The 1754-nt window shown below is 46.7% G+C and carries 1 protein-coding gene; it reads right to left on the bottom strand.

Going from position 1 to position 1754, the window contains the following annotated elements:
- The coding region (tkt, locus tag I2F89_RS15370; protein WP_195514605.1) for a transketolase at window positions 1-1754 on the bottom strand (1754 nt) is incomplete at both ends.

Below are 1754 nucleotides of genomic sequence, written 5' to 3'. Positions count from 1 at the left end.
AAATCAAAACTTGGCATAGAAACCACTGAGACATCTTTTCCTTGTTCCGCCAATACTTTTTGCGCTTTAACAGCTAGATCCACTTCTGAACCTGTCGCGATCAAGATTCCTTCTGGTTGTTCCCCTTTAGCCGGAGACAAGACATAGGCACCTTTTTTAACCATATCATCTGCCACTTCTTTCGTTGTTGGAAGAACTGGTAGATTTTGACGACTCAAGACTAAGATCGTTGGTGTATCTGTGGATTCCATCGCTACTTTCCATGCCGCACGAGTTTCGTTCCCGTCCGCCGGACGTAAGACATGGACACCTGGCATACTTCTAACCGAAGCCAATTGTTCCACTGGCTCATGCGTCGGGCCATCTTCACCAACTGCTACAGAGTCATGGGTCAAGACATAAATGACTGGCGTGTTTTGGATCGCTGCTAAACGCACAGCTGGTCGCAAGTAATCCACAAAGACAAAGAATGTTCCCCCATAGATCCGGGTACCGCCATGCAATTGGATCCCGTTCATCGCTGATGCCATCGCAAACTCACGAACACCAAACCAAATGTTGCGGCCTTCATAGTGTTCAGGCGTGAAGTCTTTGTCTGCTGTGACCATCGTATTGTTTGAACCGGATAGATCGGCAGAACCACCCCAGAAACTTGGGATCGCTTTTGATAATTCTTGGATGACTTCTTTACTTGAAACACGACTCGCTTGGCTTTCACCTTCGTCGTATGTTGGAAGCTCTGCATCCCAATTCTCAGGTAATTTCCCAGCAAAAGCATCTTCGAATTGTTGCGCTAATTCTGGATATGCTGCTTTGTATGCTGCGAACATCTCACGCCAAGCATTTTCAGCTTTTTCGCCTTCTTCAACCATCGTTTGACGGAAGCGTTCCGCCACTTCTTCTGGTACGGTAAAGTCAGGGTATTCCCAACCATAGATCTCTTTGGCTTTTTGAATGCCTTCTAAGCCAAGTGGTGCGCCGTGGACCGCAGAAGTTCCTTGGTTTGGTGCACCAAATCCGATGACCGTTTTCACTTCGATCAATGTCGGTTTGTCTGTTTCGGCTTTCGCTTCTTCGATTGCTTTTGAGATGGCTTCTAAATCATTGCCGTCTTTGACCAAGATATGTTGCCAACCGTAAGCTTCATACCGTGCGCCAACATTTTCAGTGAAGGCTTTTGAGGTTGGTCCATCTAAAGAAATATCGTTTGAATCGTATAAAACGATCAATTTACCAAGTTTCATATGACCAGCCATCGAACTTGCTTCTTGAGACACGCCTTCCATCAAGTCGCCATCGCCACATAACGCATACGTATAATGATCAACGACGTTGAATTGATCTTTGTTATAGGTCGCAGCTAGATGCGCTTCTGCCATTGCCATCCCAACAGCCATCGCGATCCCTTGACCTAAAGGACCAGTCGTTGCTTCGACGCCGTCCGTATGGTTGACCTCAGGGTGTCCCGGTGTTTTTGAATCCCATTGACGGAATTGTTTCAAGTCATCAATCGTCACTTGGTACCCTGCTAAGTGTAACAAGCTGTACAACATCGCTGAACCATGTCCCGCAGATAAGACAAAACGGTCACGGTCTGCCCAGTTTTTAGAAGTTTTCGGATTCACTTTCAAGTGTTTCGTCCAAAGGGCATAAGCCATTGGCGCGGCACCCATTGGTAACCCCGGATGTCCTGAATTTGCTTTTTGTACTGCATCAACACTCAATGTACGGATCGTATTCACACCAAGCTGATC

It is taken from the genome of Enterococcus sp. 1001283B150225_161107_E12 (genome assembly GCF_015556925.1).
GTDB lineage: Bacteria > Bacillota > Bacilli > Lactobacillales > Enterococcaceae > Enterococcus_B > Enterococcus_B mundtii.
This window is presented reverse-complemented; position numbering and strand designations above follow the sequence as displayed.